The organism is Winogradskyella sp. R77965 (genome assembly GCF_044594915.1).
In the GTDB taxonomy this organism is placed as follows: Bacteria; Bacteroidota; Bacteroidia; order Flavobacteriales; family Flavobacteriaceae; genus Winogradskyella.
In genome coordinates, this window is sequence record NZ_CP138990.1 from 406,892 (window position 1) to 422,147 (window position 15,256).

The window sequence follows — 15,256 nt, forward strand, 5'->3', positions numbered from 1 at the left end:
TGTATAGGGCATTTGCAATTAAAACAGCCGTGTACATTTTGTTCCACTTTTGTTTTTTTTGCTGAGGTTCGTTTTGGTTGTGCATAATTTAAATTAGTTGTTAGTTGTATTGGATGTGATTTTTGGTTGATAGGCATTAATTTTTTAATGGCATTTTATCTTCTTTACCTGCCGAAAGCAAGTTAGCAAAGAGTCTATAAGCACCAGAAACTCCCGCCGGAAATTCCCTAAAAAAACTGAGACCTGTGTAAATATAGTTGCCTTTACCGTATTTTGCAACTAGTAAGGCACCTTCTTTTGAACTTTCTCCTTTATCGTTAGAGGCGAGTAGCGGTGTAAACTCTTCTGACCATTGATTTGGGAAGTATAAACCACGTTCTTGTACCCAACCCTCAAAATCTTGGATGGTAATTTTATTTGGAAAATTAAGAATAGGATGATTTGGTTCTAAAATTCTAACTAAAGCATTTTCGTCTGTGACTCGGTCTCGAGATAATTGTAAATCGTAAGGAGCTAAATTATCTACTTTTAAGCGTCGACTTGTATTATATTGAATGACTAAATTCCCACCTTCTTTGACATAATCTAATAAGAATTTTTGCTTAAACTTTAATTCATCAACAATATTATACGCTCTTATGCCAACAACGATAGCATCAAAGTTTGTTAAATTTTCAGGTGAGATTTGTTCGGGTTTAATGATAGTTACTTTATAACCAATTTGACGCAAACTTTCAGGAACAACATCTCCAGCTCCTTCAATATAACCAATATTATTACCACGTTTTTCAATATTTAGTCGTACGATTTTGCTTTCGCTTGGTATTAAAACCGTTTGAAACGGAATATGAGAATAGTCAATTTCTATAAGTTCATCAGTATAAAACTCACCATTCACATTCACCATAGGAGTAATTAGACCTTCACTTTTACCTTTAGGAGGAATCACTGTAAACATTACTTTTTGAATGTCGCCTTTATTAGTAATTTCAACTTTTTGCTTTTGGGGAAATACCTCCCAATCGTTTGGATAAGCCATTTGAACAAAACCATCAATATTATCGCGACCAGCTTTTACTATAATCTCAATTTCTTTTTGTTGGTCATTTTCGAAAATAAAAACTTCATCACTTATGCTTGCGGAAACTTCTGGAATAATCTCAAAAGGTCTGTATAATTCCCCTTTATCTGGTCTTGAGTAACGATAAACAACTGGTTTGGTTATTGTAATTGGTGTGTCTTCAATCATTAAATTAAAAGCCATAAAAATAGCTCTTGGCGTTTCCGGCAAACCGATAAGCTCTTTTTCTTCAACATGATACATACCAAGTGTACTTTGAGTATTTAACCAATACGGAGCTGTATACGCTATATTATTTGGAATTGTAATACCTTCTTCAAAATTTAAACGTTGATTTTCAGGTAATTCCATGTTTTTTGAAATTCCATTTTGTAACGTTGAAAGGTTATAAGACACCAATTTAATTTTGGCATCACTACGATTTAAAACTTCCATTTGAAGCGATACATCAGAATTTGGAGATGCATGAGGACTCGACGCAGAGACTTCTAAATACAATCCGGCACAAGCTTCAATAATAGTTTTTAGTTCTTTGGTTTTTATGATTTTCCAGTGCTCATCTTTTACATTTTGAAGTAATCTATAGGCTTCTAAAAGTTCTGATAAATGAGAAGCAGGATTCTGAAAGTTAAAATTACTTTCAATCTTGCCGAGAATATTTCCAACAGCTTCTCCACCTTCAACACGATTCCAAGAGGTATCAATTCCTGAGAAAACGTCGTTGCTGTTATCTAAAGGTTTACCTTTTAAAAATTCGATATATTCTTGTTGATTGCCACGCGTAGATTGACGACCAAATCCTTGAGATAAATGTTGACTACTAGCCAATGATGCGATTTCATTATTAGACATGCCCTTGCTTGGGTAATAGACTCCAATATCAAAATTAATCATGTTGGATTTGTCTAATTTATCAAATTCTTCCCTACTGCCATAACGCCACCATGAGGTGTTGTAGAATAAACGTTTAGGCTGCCAAGTTTCAGTAAGCTCTAATTGAGAACTATATTTTGAAGCGTCATTTGCGATATCAAAAGCTTCCATACTCAGCATTGCTGAACTGGTATGGTGACCATGTGTACGACCAGCTCTTCTATGGTCGAAACGGTTAATTATGATATCTGGTTTAAATTCTCTGATGGCCCAAACGACATCAGATAGAACTTCGTCTTTATTCCAGATTTCTAAAGTTTCATCAGGATGTTTTGAATACCCAAAATCATTAGCTCTTGTAAAACGTTGTTCACCACCATCAGTGCGTCTGGCTGCTAATAATTCTTGTGTTCTAATAATTCCTAAAAGTTCTCTTATTTCTGAACCAATTAAATTCTGTCCACCATCACCACGTGTTAAAGATAAGTAAGCTGTACGTGCTTTAACTTCATTAGACATATAAGAGATTAATCGTGTATTCTCATCATCTGGATGTGCAGCGATATATAGTACAGAGCCTAAAACATTTAGTTTTTGAACCGCTTCATGTATTTCTGAGGAATTGAGTTTTTTAGGTTGTTGTGCTTGTAAGGAAACTGTGGTGCTTATAAAAAGCAAAAGGCAGAGTCTAATCTGGTGCATGTGGTTATTAGTTAGTTACCCTCCAAATATATGAAAGTTACTTTCTAATGGCTTTGTTTTTAGGTTTTGTTTAACGTAGATAATATCTAATCCACAACTTCAATACTATGACAAGTTTCTAGAAATTGGAATCCTTTGTCTGTTTTTTTAAAGCATTTGTCAAATGGTTTATCCTCAAACCAGTCTTTGCTGCAACTGTCGGTATGTAAATGATTTCCGTCTTTATCTTTACTTTCATTTTGACGTTCATAATGCTTAAAAATAGGAATGTTACCATTTTCTAAACGCTGAATTACTGAACGATGGATTTTATATTTTCCGTTGTTGTATTTAGAAATATACTTGTGATATTTATAAATATGACGATTACGCCTCTTAAATGCTGGACCATAATCTATTTCTGCATCATGAAGTTTACCGTTGATATGTGTTTCGTTAACAAGTAAGTCGTTTTTAAACAGGTCGTAAGTTAGAAGGTTATTCATCATCCACTTTAAAGGGATTTGCGCCAAATCATCATCCATTTCACCTTTTTCGTTTTTATAACCTCCACCAACGTCAGAGTGTGCACCTGCAAACCAGACTTCATTAACAAAATCGTCTAAAGTTCTATTCTTGCAATCCGAAATACATGAACATGAAGCTAATACTGGTGTGAAGATTCGTGCTCTATTATCATCGATAGATACGGCATGATTTACTTTTTTAACATTACAAAATTGTTCTAAATGGTTTCTGTTTGGACAACACGGATTAAAACTATTATCTGGTGCGCCAAGTGCTTCAACAGTATCGAAAAGATTCAAGGTTTCTATTTCAACATTTAGACGTCGCTTAATTTTAATATCCAACTTTGTTTCCCATTTCGCGATAATCAGATTAATTTCTTGTTTACGCTCATCAGCTGTTTTTTTGCTGAGATACGTTTTGTATAGTCTTTTTATTAATTTGAGTTGTAGTTTTTCATTTTTTATATTGTCTAAATCCAATACTCCAGCTGTGTAAATGAGATTGGTTAAAACCTTACAGGTATAGGCACCACGACTAAATCCAAACAGGTGGATTCTGTCATTACGAGTTTTACTGTAATTCTGACAAATAAATCGATATGTATGCTGTACGTCTTTAGAGAGGCCAACTCCTAGAAACTGCCCGAAGCTTTTGGCATCTGGACCAGCACCAACTCCAACAGTATAGTAGGATAATATATCCTTTCGCTGTTTTAGGTTCTCATTAAGCTTATAGATGTTACTACTATCGGAAGGTTTAAATGCTGTGCCATCAATAAAAACCGTTATATCTTTTGCTTTATTGTAAGGGTCTGGAATAGTTATTTCTGGTGGAATGGCTTTGCATGAGACTAGTAAAGCAATAAAAAAGATAATATTAAGGAATTTGAGAAATCTATTCATAACCACTTCTTACGCTTAAAATAAAACAACAAGGCAATAAAGAGAGTCAACATCACTCCCAAAAGCACAAAATAGCCATAGCGATATTCTAATTCTGGCATGTACTTAAAATTCATGCCATAGAGTCCTGCTAGGAATGACAATGGTATAAAAATTGAAGACATAATAGTGAGGACTTTCATCACTTCATTCATTCGGTTACTAATGGTTGTCATGTACATATCCATTAAACTCCAAATCATTTCACGATAAATATCTATGTTTTCTGATACTTGAATTAAATGATCGTAAATATCTCTATAATAGGTAATTGTGCGTTTATAAATTAATGGATGCTCACCTTTTTCTATACGATTAATAATTTCACGAAGCGGGAAGATAGCACGACGCACTTTTAAGATTTCGCGCTTAAGTTGTTGTACTTCTACATTTACATTTTCTCTGGCATGGCCTTCGAATAATTCGGTTTCTAAATCCTCGATTTTATTGCCAAGGGTTTCTATAATACTAAAGTAATTATCAACAACGGCATCAATAAGAGCATACATGAGATAGTCAGATTTCATACCTCTTATCCTTCCATTGGCATGACGCAGTCGTTCTCTGATGTTTCCAAAAACATCACCTTCGGATTCTTGAAAAGTGATGACATAATTTTTACCTAAGACAAAACTGACTTGTTCAATAACTATATTTTCATCTTTATCGTAGTATAACATTTTTAGTACCACAAAAAGATAATCTTCGTATTCATCGATTTTTGGCCGTTGGGTAGTATTAACTATATCTTCTAATACTAATGGATGAAGGTTATATTGCTTCCCAATATTTTCTATTTGGTCAGTATGCTTTAAACCGTCTACATTGATCCAAGTCACAGAGCTTGTATCCTTGTAGTTAGCAGTGTCTTCAATATTTAAAATAATGGATTCTTCTATCTCATCTTTGGTATAGTCAAAGCATTCAACCTGAAAATCTTTATCCGACTTTTGCCCTGTGTAAACAAGAGCACCAGGGATTTGGCCTATGTGTTTTTTATGATCTTCTGTACGTTTTTTCACTTTTATTTTGAAGATAATTTATAGAATACTGCTATCGTCTAAAGCATCTTTTTCCATTAAAGTTACGGCTTTTTGTAAAATGAGATTATTAGGATAAGTCACTAAATCACCAGTATCTAATCGTAGATGCAGTTGAAAGGCTCTAATATCTTCAATTATGGCTTCAATAGGATAATCTTTATCGTGAATTTTGATTTTATCTCCCACTTTATAAGGAAATGAGAAGAACATAATAACACCAGAAGTAACATTACTGAGAATAGACCAAATCGCAAATAAAGCAATACCTATAACCGCAAAAACTGATGAAAATACAAGTGATAATTCGTCTAAACCAGCTCCTAAAATAAAAGCTTCAATTAACAATGCAATAAATATAAGTGTTACGGTAACATAGCGTCCAATTAGAACAGCTCTAGCCTCAGTTGTTCCACTTTTTTTTCCAATTTTGTTTACAGTGATTACAATTATTGCTCTAATTATTAACAGAACAACAATTACTATTGTAGTATAGATGATTTCATCTTTATAGGTAGAATAAAACTCACTCATGTTAAGTTATTTAATACTTAACAAATATAGTTTAGATTCTTTTAAGTCTATTCTAATTTTAAAGTTTCTCTAAGACCTTCGTCTGCGTTATTATTTTTACTCCAATATGCAGATTTAATAGACTCTAATTTTGTTGCTTTAGTGGTAAGCGTTTTTGCCGAAGCGCCATAACCACTAGGTGTAGTTTCCTCCCAACCTAAAATATCATAAGGAAAATTAGGATTAAAATTAATTTTTAACGTTCGGTTTAGCTCAGGATAAAATATAGTGTATATACTATTCTCATTAGATACAGAAGCATTATACGCTTTTGTAGGTTGGTGTCTAAGTCTAAGGAATTCGAATGATGGAATAATTTTGAGTGATCCAACAGGAAGGCTTTTTGGGTCTACACGTAATTTTACCCAAAGTTCGTTTTCAGTCCAGTTTTTTTCGAGCTTAAAAGATTCATCTGCTTCACTCTGAAAATAGGAATGTGACATGATTTCAAATTCATTACGATTGTTGAGTTGTGTGTAAACATGTCCACACCATTCTTGTACTGAAGCTGAAATTTTCAACGCGTGTTGATTATTAGATACAGGATAGAATGTGCTTTGCATTATAGAATATGGATAGATACCAGTATTAAAATTCTTAGTAGCGTTTAGTTTTAAAACAGGTGTATTCTTTTTACTGTAATTATCTGCTTTTACCTGAATTTCTGGCAAAAAATCTTCAGTCACAAAAACTAAAACTGCTTTTCCATCTCGCATTTCTCCATAACGTGCTTGTTCTAGTTTATACGATGTGATTTCGGCTTCGCCATTGTACCAATAGTCATTAAATTCTTTTGATAAAGTGGTTTTTGGTTCTAGAACTTCAGTTTCTGGTTCTGATATAGCTAGAGTTTCTGATACTTCAGTTTTGTTTTCTTTGCAAGAGTTTAAAGCTAAAACTAGCATTACTGATGATAAAAATTGTATTGATTTCATAACTTAAATTTTTAAGATGCTGAAATACTGAATTAAGTTCAGTACAGGCAAGCTCAGAATAAAGCAAAGTTACGACTCTAAGCGCCTTCTGCAATGGTATTTAACGTTTCGTAAAGTAGGTGAGTGGGTAGGCCAACAACATTGTTATAGGAACCTTCAATATTTGTAATACCAATAGCACCTATCCATTCTTGGATACCATATGCACCAGCTTTATCCAGTGGTTTATAGTTGTTAACGTAATACCAAATTTCATCATCACTCAATGCTTTAAAGGTCACTTTAGTAGTTGTATTCACAATTTTTTGTTCAACCTTATGAGTAAAACATATCGAAGTTAACACTTGGTGTGAAGTATTGCTTAAGCTCTTAATCATCTGGAAAGCATCCTCTTCATTTTTTGGTTTGCCAATGGCTTTTTCATTATGCCAAACAATAGTATCGCTAGTTATAAGAATGTCGTTATTCTGAAGGGAATCCATAAAAGGTTCAGCTTTTAGTTTCGCCAGAAAATCTGTAATCTCACTTCCTGTTAAATGCTCTGGGTATATTTCTTCGATGGGTTGAAGTCGAATCTCAAAATCGAGATCCATTATTTTTAAAAACGTATGACGTCTTGGTGAAGCAGAAGCTAATATGATATTAAAATCTCTGAGTTTATCGTTTAGCATATTACTTCAAAATGAAATTATAAAGCAATAAAGATAATGTACCAGTGAGCATTACAAGTTTCAGAATTAAACTAATATGTTTATACTGAGATTTTTCCTCTGCAGTAAATAGTTTAATACTAATGTAGATTAATGGTGCGATTACCAAAACCAAAAAATACCCAACAACCAATTGCTGTTTAAATAAATAGGTAATGACATAATAAATAATCGAAAAAATGGGAATTAACGATAGCACAAATACTATTTTATTTGCGCGTTCCCTACCTAATAGAATTGGTAGTGTTTGTATTTCTGCTTTATGGTCTCCATCAATGTCTTCAATATCTTTTACCATTTCTCTAATGAGATTAATCATAAATGCAAAAATGGCATAATCTCTAATTATATTCAAAAATGTAGTCTGTACAGCTTTGTTGTTTAAATCCATTGCAGGTATCAATTCAAAAATACCAACAAGCAAAACACTCAATGCAACGACAACTGAAACTATAACATTACCAACAACTGCCATTTGTTTTAGAGAAGAGGAATAAATGTAGAGTAGTGCTGAAGCGATAAAAAAGATGGCGAAAAAGCCAGGTCTTCCAATTTGATATGATAAGTAAAAACCCAGACCAACACCAATAATATTAAGTACCATAAATAGTGTGGTCGCGTTCTTTTCGGTGATATGCTTGTTTACAATTCGCTTATTTGGTTTATTGATTTTATCTGTTTCAATATCATAAACATCGTTTATAGCATAGCCACCAGCCGCAATGCAAAGTGTGGCGATAACCAAAAGAAAAAAATTAAAGTCACTTAAAGTGGTTTGTACACCATGACTTTCTTGAAAAGGTACTAAAAGTGCATATCTTACTAAATATTGCATCAATGCAATCATTAGTAAATTTTTCCAACGGATTAAATTAAAAAAGTGAATCATTTTAAGGATTAGTGAGATAGGATTTGATTAATTAAGTAGTAAACAATGAGGGCAACAATAGTAAAGACAATAATACTAATAATTGCCGTTTTTCTGAAAAGCTGACGTTCTTGTTTTCTTATTTTGTCTTTTATTTTTTGTTTTTCTTCTTTGGTTAAATCTTTATGCAAAAAATGCATTTTGTAGTGCAAGTGTGCTTCAAGGTCTAGCTTTTCTTTGTATCTAGAAAAAGGTGTTGATGAGTTTTGATTAAAAGTTGCTTGACTATTGCCAAATCCTATATAACCAAAACCTGTACTATGTCTTCTGCCTTTTCGAGCCATAATTAATCGTATTTGGCATTAAAATTACCATTCCATTTACTTTGCACTTTTAGAACTTGCTCAATAACGTCTCTAACTGCACCTTTTCCACCTTTTTTATGGGAAACATACTTTGAAATTGCTTTTATTTCAGCAACAGCATCTTGTGGACAACATGGTAAACCAGCTAATTTCATCACAGGAAAATCGGGAATATCATCGCCCATATACAATACTTGCGACATCCCAATTTTGTGTTTGCTAGTATATTCATTGAGCTGTTCAATTTTGTTATGAGCTCCTAAAAAAATGTCTTTGATTCCAAGACCAGCTAAACGCTTGCGAACACCTTCATTAGAACCACCAGAAATAATACAAACATTAAACCCAGCATCTACGGCAGTTTTTAACGCAAACCCATCTTTAATGTTCATGGTTCTTAGCATTTCACCATCGGTGGTTACAGTGATTGTACCATCTGTTAGTACACCATCTACATCAAAAATAAAGGTGGTGATATTGGCTAAATATTCTTTATAACTTTTATCGTTGTCCATGTGTCTTTTTTATAGAAGATGTTAGCAATTTATAAATTACTTCGTGTTCTTCGTTTTCAATCAACTTTAATTGTTTTTTGATTGTTTTTTTATCTCCTCGTTTTGCAGGTCCAGTTTGCGCCATGTAAGGAGTTATAGTTTGAACCTTTTTTGCTGTTTCTGCAATTAATGGCTTTAAGATATTAAAATCGATATTTTTAGTTTCACAAATCTCATGACCTACTCTATATAATTGGTTGGTAAAGTTATTTACAAAAACAGCAGCTAGGTGCAATACACGTCTTTGTTCAGTTGTTATTTTGTGAGACTTACAACCAAGAGCTTCAGCTAAATCTTTTAAAAGTTGAAGGTTCTGTTTTTCATAAACCTCAACGCAAATAGGAACTTCGTTGAAATTAATAGCAGCATCTTTAGAAAATGTCTGCAGAGGATAAAACACAGCAATCTGATTTTTTTTATCTAAATCGTGCATAGACACACTTCCTGAAGTATGCGCTACCAAACGATTTGTAAATGGCAAATCTTGAGATAATTTTTCAATACTATCATCGCTAACAGCCATAATATAAATGTCAGCTTTTTTTAATTCTACTAATGCGTCTGTAATATCAACTTCATTTGCATAAGATGAAATGGAAGCTCGTGTACGGTTATACCATTGTTTCACAGCAATAGTTTCCGATTTAGAAAATGCTTTATACAAATGTGTGGCAACGTTACCAGCTCCAAGAAGGATTACAGATATCATGTTGTAAAAATACTAAGATTTCTTATTTTAGAATAAGAACTTTTGCATTAAAGCAATAACTTTGGGTATATGAATAAAAAAGACATAAGCAATAGGGAAGACGTCTATCTTTTGGTCTCTAAATTCTACGAAAAAGTAAGAAAAGATAAAGTGCTTGGTCCATTTTTTAATGAAACCATAAAAGATTGGGAGGCGCATCTTCAACATCTAACCACATTTTGGGAATCTAGTCTGTTTTTGAAAACCAAATATCATGGCAATCCTTTAGAAGCGCATGTAAAAGTAGATGCGGATCATAATAATAGTATAGCAGAATTACATTTTGGCTTATGGTTAAACTTATGGTTTCAAACTATTGATGAATTGTTCAAAGGCGACTATGCAGAAAACGCCAAGCGCAGAGCTCGTAAAATGGGAACGTTTTTGTATTTAAAAATTTTTGAAGCTAGGTCTAATAATTAATTTACTATGAATTCTTTTTTTAGAAAAATAGGGTTTTACTTTTTCGGATTATTATGTATTGCTGTTGGATTATATCCAATAATCTATTTTGTAATAGACAGGCGTTTTGGTTTATTAGGATCAAAAACGACTGAGATATTATCTGATACATTCTGGAATATCAGTTTCTATGGCCATATAGTTTTAGGTGGATTGGCTTTGTTTATTGGCTGGTTACAATTCAATAAAAAATTAAGATTAAAAAATATAAAACTTCATAAGCGTATTGGTAAGGTTTATGTCATTTCGGCTTTGATAAGTGGTATTTGTGGATTTTACATTGCGTTTTATGCAACTGGTGGGTTAGTCAGTCAATTAGGGTTTATGTCTTTAGCTTTGATATGGCTTTACACTACAATTCAAGGCTTTAGATTTGCAAGAAAGGGACAAATTGTTAAACATCAGTATATCATGATTTACAGTTACGCGGCTTGTTTTGCAGCAGTAACCTTAAGAATTTGGTTGCCTATTCTTGGAGAGATATTTGGTGCTTTTATACCAGCATACAGAATTGTAGCTTGGTTATGTTGGGTGCCAAATATAATTGTAGCATTTTTTATAGTTAATAACTACAAAAGGAAAAGTCTATCTGTTTAACTTTGTGTCTTTATAAAATTTAAATTATAAAGACACATGAAATTATTAAAAGAATTTAAAGAGTTCGCTGTAAAAGGAAATGTGATGGATATGGCAATTGGTATCATCATTGGAGCAGCCTTTAATAAAGTTATCGATGTATTGGCTAAGCAAGTCATTTTACCACCATTATCTTTATTATCTGATGGAGTTAATTTTGAAAATAAAAAGTTAGTCTTAAGAGATGCTATAACAGATGCTTCTGGAACGGTTACTGCCACTGAAGTTGCTATTGCTTATGGTAAATTATTCGAAGTGTTTTTAGACTTTATCATTATAGGATTTACGGTTTTTATTGTTGTAAAAGCTATGAACAGATTGAGAAACAAAGCGCAAGATTCAAAAGATAAAACCGTTGTAACACCAAAGGATATAGAGTTATTATCTGATTTAAAAGATTTAATGGAAGAGCAAAACAAATTGCTTAAAGCGAACACTTCTAGTTAATACAATAATTTGATATAATTTTAACAACTTTTGAAACTAAAAAAAGGATTTCTAAATAACCAAAAAGCCTTATCTTTGCACGAGCTTAAAATAAGCCTATAGCTATGCAAAAGAAAATCGCTAATTTCCTATTTTCCACCAGACTTACTGCCGTATTATTTATTGTTTTTGCCGCTGCCATGGCAACAGGAACTCTACTAGACAGAAACATGGATACCTCACCAACGCCATATACGAGAACCTTAATATATAATGCGTGGTGGTTTGAAACGATTATGGTGATTTTTGTGATCAATTTTATTGGGAATATTGGAAGATACCGTTTGTGGCGAAAAGAAAAGTGGGCAACACTTATTCTTCATTTATCATGGATATTAATAATTGTTGGTGCTGGTATAACGCGCTATATCGGTTATGAAGGATTGATGCCAATTGTAGAGGGACAAACCGAGAGCCAATTCTTTTCGCAAAAAACTTATATAGGAGGCCGAATTATAGGTAATTACCAAATCAATGGCCAATTACAACAACGTAATATAGAAGAAGAAGTCGATTTTTCACCAAGATTAGATAACGACTTCGATAAAACCTTCGATTATGGCGATACACAAGTAAATATTAAGCTTGAAGAATTTATTAAAGGAGCAGAAAAGGATGTAATTCCTAATGAAACAGGTAAACGCTATTTGAAAATTGTAGAGGCAGGAGAAGGTGCACCACACAACCATTTTTTAGAAGATGGAAAAACGGCAAGTCTCCATAATGTTTTGTTTTCATTAAATAAGTTTCAAGAAGGTGCTATAAATATTTCCGAAACTGAGCAAGGCATTTTTATTCAGTCACCTTATGAAGGTGAATACATGACAATGGCAACACGAGCAACTGGTAAGTTGGTTAAGGATAGTTTACAACCTCTAGTATTAAGGTCTAGATATATTATTGGGAATATGCAATTTGTGCTTCCCAAACCTATTGTAAAAGGTGATTTCGGAATTGTAAAAAAGTCGCAACTTCTAAAGGGTGATGAAGATGGTGTTATATTGAGCGTCACAGCAAATGGTGATACTAAAAAAGTCGGTCTTTTAGGTGGTCCAGGCAATTATGGTTCTTTTGAAGAATTTAAAGTTGGAGGACTTGAAATGGCATTACAATATGGACCAAAAATATTAAAACTACCATTTTCAATTAAGGTGAATGATTTTATCGCCGAGAAATATCCAGGTACAGAAACAGCCTATTCTTCCTATGAAAGTAAAGTAACTGTCTATGACAAAGACGAAGGTGATTTTGATTATCGTATTTATATGAATAATGTTTTAGACCATAAAGGTTATCGCTTCTTTCAGTCAGGATTTGACTCTAATGAGACTCGAACCATTTTGTCTGTAAATCATGATTTTTGGGGAACTTACATCACTTATGCTGGTTATATATTATTGTATTTTGGGTTAATGGCTATTCTATTTTCTAAAAACACACGTTTTGATGATATACGTAGCCGATTAGATAAACTAAAAGAGAAGAAGGCTAAACTAATGACCATGATTTTACTTCTCATTAGTTTTTCTGGATTTGCTCAGGTGCATTCTGAAAACGATGGACATGATCATGCTCGTGAGCGAGTGAGACCATCAAAGGAACAGATAGATTCTATACTGAAAGTTCATATTACACCAAAGGAGCATGCTGCCAAGTTTTCAGAAATGGTAATTCAAGACTATAGAGGTCGTATGATGCCAATGCATACTTATGCTTCTGAAATGTTGAGAAAAGTTAGTAAGGATGATGTTTACGAAGATTTTAATGCTGATCAAATATTTTTATCCATTCAAGAAAGTCCAATGCTCTGGTACAACGTACCAATTATTTATTTAACATATAGAAAAGCAGATTCTATAAGGTCAATAATTGGCGTTGATAAGACTGTGAAGTATGTCAGTCTACTCGATTTTTTTACCGCAGATGGACGAAACAAATTAGGTCCTTACATTGAAGAATCCTTTAAGGCGCAAGTACCGAGCGGATTTCAAAAAGAAGTAAAAGAGACTTACAATCGTTTAAGTCTTTTATCAGATGCTATTGAAGGACGAAATATTAGAATTTTCCCTGTCCCTAACGATGAAAATTATGAATGGATTTCGTCAAAAGAATTTAGGGAAGAAGGTTATAGAGAAAAAATAAAAGATACATTATATGGTAATTTTATCAATAATGGTTTTACTGCTTATTTGGTAACCCTAAATAACGCAAAAGAAACAGGAGATTATTCTAAAGCTGAAAACTTATTATCAGGTATAAAAAAGACTCAGCAGAAGTTTGGTGGTGAAGTAATGTTATCTGATGAAAAAATAAAGGCGGAAATACTTTACAACAACTATGACATTTTTAATCGGTTATTTCTTTGGTACTTGTTTACTAGTATTTTGTTGTTTGGATTTTTAATAACTCAGATTATTAGGTACAAGAGTAGATTTCTTAAAATAGCGATTAACGTTCTTTTAGGTGTTGTTATATTACTATTCGTTCTTCATACAGCAGGATTAGGATTACGTTGGTATTTGTCTGGTCATGCACCTTGGAGTGATACTTATGAATCTATGATTTATGTCGCTTGGTCTGTAATGCTTTTTGGGTTATTATTTGGCAGAAAAAGTAGTTTAACTGTTGCAGCATCGGCATTTGTCTGTTCTATTGTGTTAATGGTGGCACATTGGAATTGGTTAGACCCTGCAATTGGTAACTTAGAACCCGTTTTGCAAGGCTATTGGTTAAAAATTCATGTTTCAGTAATTGTAGCCAGTTATGGACCTTTTGCTTTAGGTATGATTTTGGGTGTTGTAGCTTTATTGCTTATGATACTTACAACTAAAGAGAATAAAGAGCGTATGCTCATTAACTTAAAAGAGATAACGATTATAAACGAAATGGCTTTAACTGTAGGTTTGGTGATGTTAACTATAGGGAATTTTCTTGGTGGTATGTGGGCAAATGAAAGTTGGGGAAGATATTGGGGTTGGGATCCAAAAGAAACTTGGGCATTGATTAGTATCATGATTTATGCCTTTGTTATTCATATGCGATTAATACCTGGATTACGAGGGCGATGGTTATTTAATTTTCTTTCTATTATCGCTTTTTCTAGTATTTTAATGACCTATTTTGGTGTTAATTTTTACTTAGCTGGCTTACATTCTTATGCAAGTGGTGACCAGATATTGAGTTTTCAGTTTATAGCTATTACATTAGTTGTTGTTGGTCTTTTAGGATTTTTTGCCTATCGAAAGCATGCGAAATATTACAAAAAATAAGTTTTCTTCTAATTTAGAATAATCCCAATTAGTATTTTTATTAACTTGAGGCTTTAAACCAATCCTCAAAAATGAATTACTTCAAAAAATTAGGAACTGCAAATTTATTAATGTTAATATTATGCGCAGCAATAATTATTGTCGCAGAATACTTATTTCTAACCGGAAATCAAGAGCATGGTATATTTGTAGGCCTATGGGCTCCAACATTACTTGGTGTTATGATTTACTTAAAACTTGTAGATCATGGTAGCAAATGATATCGTCCTTTGGTTTTCTATCATAGTCATTGGTCTAGTAGCACTATGGGCTATATTGATGATTCGAGCCTATAATAGAGTCGGAAAAAACGACTAGTACAATAGAATTTTATTGATTTAAAAAATAATTCGCATATTTGTATTATTATGATTGCATAAGTAATAATATTCGGAAAAATTATCGCCTCTTCTTGCGATGTCAATAGTCAAATAATATGTTTTTTGACTGATTTCTATATTAAA

The 15,256-nt window shown here is 32.9% G+C and carries 15 protein-coding genes; 5 read left to right on the forward strand and 10 right to left on the reverse strand.

Annotated elements, in window-relative coordinates:
• Positions 1-136: 136 nt before the first annotated feature.
• From SJY34_RS02005 to SJY34_RS02050, 10 genes are all read right to left on the reverse strand, one after another.
• Positions 137-2,656, reverse strand: a complete 2,520-nt coding sequence (locus SJY34_RS02005; protein WP_400078417.1) for a PIG-L family deacetylase — start codon at positions 2,654-2,656, stop codon at positions 137-139.
• A gap of 86 nt (positions 2,657-2,742) precedes the next feature.
• The gene (locus SJY34_RS02010) at positions 2,743-4,068 is read right to left on the reverse strand and encodes a T6SS phospholipase effector Tle1-like catalytic domain-containing protein (protein ID WP_400078419.1); all 1,326 of its coding nucleotides are present in this window, start codon (positions 4,066-4,068) and stop codon (positions 2,743-2,745) included.
• Complete coding sequence (corA, locus tag SJY34_RS02015) at positions 4,065-5,129, reverse strand: magnesium/cobalt transporter CorA (RefSeq protein WP_400078421.1); 1,065 nt, start codon at positions 5,127-5,129, stop codon at positions 4,065-4,067. Before corA ends, SJY34_RS02010 begins: the two co-directional genes overlap by 4 nt.
• An 18-nt stretch (positions 5,130-5,147) precedes the next feature.
• Positions 5,148-5,681: a mechanosensitive ion channel domain-containing protein gene (locus SJY34_RS02020; protein WP_400078423.1), complete on the reverse strand. Its 534-nt coding sequence runs from the start codon at positions 5,679-5,681 to the stop codon at positions 5,148-5,150.
• 47 nt (positions 5,682-5,728) lie between these two features.
• Positions 5,729-6,655, reverse strand: coding sequence for a septum formation inhibitor Maf (locus tag SJY34_RS02025; protein ID WP_400078425.1), 927 nt, complete (start codon positions 6,653-6,655; stop codon positions 5,729-5,731).
• Between the two features lie 77 nt (positions 6,656-6,732).
• Positions 6,733-7,326 carry a Maf-like protein gene (locus SJY34_RS02030; RefSeq protein WP_400078426.1) on the reverse strand — a complete coding sequence of 198 codons (594 nt, stop codon included), beginning with the start codon at positions 7,324-7,326 and terminating at the stop codon, positions 6,733-6,735.
• A gap of 1 nt (position 7,327) precedes the next feature.
• Positions 7,328-8,254: a geranylgeranylglycerol-phosphate geranylgeranyltransferase gene (locus SJY34_RS02035; RefSeq protein WP_400078428.1), complete on the reverse strand. Its 927-nt coding sequence runs from the start codon at positions 8,252-8,254 to the stop codon at positions 7,328-7,330.
• Between the two features lie 8 nt (positions 8,255-8,262).
• A complete protein-coding gene (locus SJY34_RS02040; RefSeq protein WP_400078430.1) occupies positions 8,263-8,577 on the reverse strand; it encodes a hypothetical protein in 315 nt (104 codons plus the stop codon).
• 2 nt (positions 8,578-8,579) lie between these two features.
• A complete protein-coding gene (locus SJY34_RS02045; protein WP_400078432.1) occupies positions 8,580-9,113 on the reverse strand; it encodes a KdsC family phosphatase in 534 nt (177 codons plus the stop codon).
• On the reverse strand, positions 9,100-9,861 hold the full coding sequence (locus tag SJY34_RS02050; RefSeq protein ID WP_400078434.1) for a Rossmann-like and DUF2520 domain-containing protein: 762 nt from the start codon (positions 9,859-9,861) through the stop codon (positions 9,100-9,102). The genes SJY34_RS02045 and SJY34_RS02050 overlap by 14 nt, the downstream gene beginning before the upstream one ends.
• A gap of 69 nt (positions 9,862-9,930) precedes the next feature.
• Here SJY34_RS02050 and SJY34_RS02055 point away from each other — a divergent pair, with 69 nt between their 5' ends.
• The 5 genes from SJY34_RS02055 to SJY34_RS02075 all read left to right on the forward strand — a co-directional run bounded on the left by SJY34_RS02055 (position 9,931) and on the right by SJY34_RS02075 (position 15,013).
• A complete protein-coding gene (locus SJY34_RS02055; protein WP_400078436.1) occupies positions 9,931-10,323 on the forward strand; it encodes a group III truncated hemoglobin in 393 nt (130 codons plus the stop codon).
• Positions 10,324-10,329: 6 nt separating this feature from the next.
• Positions 10,330-10,959: a DUF2306 domain-containing protein gene (locus SJY34_RS02060; protein WP_400078438.1), complete on the forward strand. Its 630-nt coding sequence runs from the start codon at positions 10,330-10,332 to the stop codon at positions 10,957-10,959.
• A 36-nt stretch (positions 10,960-10,995) separates the two neighbouring features.
• Positions 10,996-11,445: a large conductance mechanosensitive channel protein MscL gene (gene mscL / locus SJY34_RS02065; protein WP_400078440.1), complete on the forward strand. Its 450-nt coding sequence runs from the start codon at positions 10,996-10,998 to the stop codon at positions 11,443-11,445.
• A gap of 104 nt (positions 11,446-11,549) precedes the next feature.
• The gene (gene ccsA, locus SJY34_RS02070) at positions 11,550-14,753 is read left to right on the forward strand and encodes a cytochrome c biogenesis protein CcsA (RefSeq protein WP_400078442.1); all 3,204 of its coding nucleotides are present in this window, start codon (positions 11,550-11,552) and stop codon (positions 14,751-14,753) included.
• A gap of 71 nt (positions 14,754-14,824) precedes the next feature.
• A complete protein-coding gene (locus SJY34_RS02075; RefSeq protein ID WP_299126367.1) occupies positions 14,825-15,013 on the forward strand; it encodes a hypothetical protein in 189 nt (62 codons plus the stop codon).
• Positions 15,014-15,256: the final 243 nt, after the last annotated feature.